The following is a 2,946-nucleotide window of genomic DNA, read 5'->3' as shown; positions in this document are numbered from 1 at the left end:
CGTCGGCACGAACATCGCGCGGCGGCCCTTCTCGGCGGCCGCCGCGGCGATCTCCTCGACGGTGCCGAACCGCATGGCGTGGGCCGGGCAGTGGTGGACGCAGGCGGCGTCCTTGCCCTCGGCGATGCGGGGGGCGCACAGGTCGCACAGGCTGGTGGGCATGGGCAGGTAGTTGTACTCCCAGCCTCCCCCTTCCAGCTCGCGCGGGCCGTCCTGCAGGAGCTTGATGCCGAACTGGCCCTGCGGCAGGCCGAGGTGCTTCTTGCAGGCCACCTCGCAGGCGTGGCAGCCCGTGCAGAACTCGTAGTCGATCAAGAGCGCGTTCGTGGTCATTTGGAGTAGCCTCCCATCTTGGTAACGTGCAGGGAAGGCAGCGTTTCGCTGTTCTCCTCGGTGCACAGATAGACTTTGCACAGCTGGTTCTTGTACGGCGCGCCGTACCCCGTCACGCCGTTCTCGCATTGCGGCAGCAGGTTGTTGATGTTGGAGTCGAACACGCCGTAGAGCGAGGGCTCGGCAGCCTCCCGCTCAGGGAACCACCAGCCGTGCTCGGCGCGCACGACGCGGTCGTCGAGCGAGGGGTTCACGTGCAGCTTCTGGCGGCAGCGCCCGCGCTGGTTCTCGAGCCAGCACCAATCGCCCTCGTGCAGCCCGAGCTCGGCGGCGCTCTTGGCGCTCATCTCGAACAGGGGGTCGGGATGCAGCTCGCGCGAGGTCAGCTCGGGCTGACGGTGTTCGGAGTGGAAGAACTCGAAGGAACGCGCGCCGGTGGTGAGCACGAAGGGGTACTCTTCGTAAAGCTCGGGGGACGCGTACGGCGAGCACGAGGGCTCGGCCCAGTCGGGCAGCGGATCGTAGCCCCACAGCGAGAACACCGAGTTGTACAGCTCCACGCGGCCGGTGGGCGTGTTGAAACCCGGCTGGCCGTCGGGGCGCAGCAGGCCCTTCTCGTACTTGCGGTACTCGAAGTCGGGATAGACCCAGACGTCGCGGTTGCACAGGTCGTCGTAGCCGCCGTCGTAGCCCGGGGTCTCGGTACGCAGGATGTTGTCCGTCCACCCCTTGTCGTCGTCCCAAGGGAAGTTCTCGGGATGCAGGCGCTTGCCCAGCTCGGTGACCACCGTGTCGTCGGACTTCGCCTCGGCGTACTGCACGACCTTCTTCATGCCGCGCAGCGGAACCCACCACACGCGCTGCATGTCGCGCTCGGGGCTCATGGCGGCGGGCAGAAAGATGTCCGCGAAGGCCACGGCGGTGGGCGTGAGGAACAGGTCGTTGACGATGACGAAGTCGACTGTCTTCACCGCGCGGAACACGCGGGGAGCGTCGGACGCCATGTTGGCGATGGGGTTCGTGGAGGTGAGCCACAGCATGCGGATGGGATACGGCTCGCCCGTCTCGATGGCCTGCAGGATGGAGTCGGAGTGGGCCGTCGAGCTGAACCCGGCCTTCGACATGAGCGGGTACTCGGCGCCGATGCGCTTCGCCTGGACCTCGGCCGGCAGGTTGTTGTAACCGTAGTTGTAGGACACGTTCTGGTCGAAGGCGTTGCGGATGATGATGTTGCCGCCGGGAACGTCCGTGTTCCCGGTGATCGCCCAGAGCGCGTTGATGGCCTGCGCCGTGGGAATGCCCATGACAGCCTGGTCGATGGGAAGGCCCCATTGGATGGCGGCGGGCTTGGCCTCGGCGTACCGGCGGGCGGCGGCGCGAATCGTGTCCGCCTCGACCCAGCAGATCTCGGCGCTCCGCTCGGGCGTCCACTCCTTCACGCGCTCGGCCAGCTCGTCGAAGCCGTAGCACCAGTTCTCGACGAAGTCGTGGTCCCACAGGTCTTCTTCGATGATGACGTTCAGCATGGCCAGGGCCAGAGCGCCGTCGGTGCCGGGGCGCAGGCGCAGCCATACCTCGGAGCGCGCGGCGAGCCAGGTCAGCGACGGGTCGACGGTGATGAGCTTCGTGCCGCGCTGCATGCAGTCGACGATCCAGCCCCCGTAGAAGTTGTCGGAGTTGGAGGCGACGGCGTTGCAGCCCCAGTTGACGATGATCTCGGGCACGCGCCATTCGGTGTTCTCGGTGTCGTAGCGCTTCTCGAACTGCTGCGAGCAGTCGGCGATCAGAAAGTCGCCGTTCATGGAGGCCATGGCGGCGGAACGGGGCTGGAAGCAGGACTCCCCGGAAAGGAAGCCCAGGCAGAAGTTCGGCGAACCGAAGGCCGAGTAGCACAGATAGGGTACCTGCCAGCAATTCGCGCGGCCCGTGCCGATCATGCACGCGATGGACTCGGGAGCGTACTCGTCCCAGATGCTGCGCACCTTCGCCTCGATGATGTCGTAGGCCTCATCCCAGGTGATGCCCTCCCACTTGTTCTCGCCGCGCTCGCCGACGCGCTTGAGCGGACGGGTGGGACGACGGGGGTTGTTCACGGCCTCGGGCATCTCGAGGCAGCGCATGCAGAGCGTGCCCTGGTTGTAGGCGCAGTCGGGATCGCCCTCGACCTTTTCGAGCTTGCCGTCCTTCGTGTAGTACAGCACGCCGCAGCCGTCGTGGCATCCGGGGCCGGACCAAACCGTGGTGCGCGTGACGGTGTAGTCGCCGTCCTGCCATTCCACCTGGCCTTTATGGCTCTCGTAATAATCTTCCATAATCTCCTCTTTCGTGTGTCCATAGGGCTTGCGTCGAAACCGACGCGGTGCTTGGCCGATGTCGGCACCCCTTGCAGGGGGCTGTGTCGAAAGCGTCGCTTCGCTGGGCTTGCAGGGCAAGGGCTCTGCCCTTGCCGCCCAACGGCGGGGCGCCCTCGCGGGCCGACGGCAAGGGCAGAGCCCTTGCCCTACAGTCGGCCCGCATGGGCGCCGGCGTTTCAGACCGTCGGCACGAACATCGCGCGGCGGCCCTTCTCGGCGGCCGCCGCGGCGATCTCCTCGACGGTGCCGAACCGCATGG

Annotated in this window: 2 protein-coding genes; both read right to left on the bottom strand. The window is 66.6% G+C overall.

The window, feature by feature from the left end; genetic code table 11:
• The coding region (locus tag HCH03_RS16175; RefSeq protein ID WP_221690329.1) for a 4Fe-4S dicluster domain-containing protein at positions 1-333 on the bottom strand (333 nt) is incomplete at its 3' end.
• The gene (locus HCH03_RS16170; RefSeq protein WP_221690328.1) at positions 330-2,645 is read right to left on the bottom strand and encodes a molybdopterin-dependent oxidoreductase; all 2,316 of its coding nucleotides are present in this window, start codon (positions 2,643-2,645) and stop codon (positions 330-332) included. The genes HCH03_RS16170 and HCH03_RS16175, both read right to left, overlap by 4 nt.
• Between the last annotated feature and the right edge of the window lie 301 nt (positions 2,646-2,946).

The sequence above is a fragment of the Gordonibacter massiliensis (ex Traore et al. 2017) genome, from assembly GCF_019731765.1.
Classification (GTDB): Bacteria; Actinomycetota; Coriobacteriia; order Coriobacteriales; family Eggerthellaceae; genus Gordonibacter; species Gordonibacter massiliensis.
This window is presented reverse-complemented; position numbering and strand designations above follow the sequence as displayed.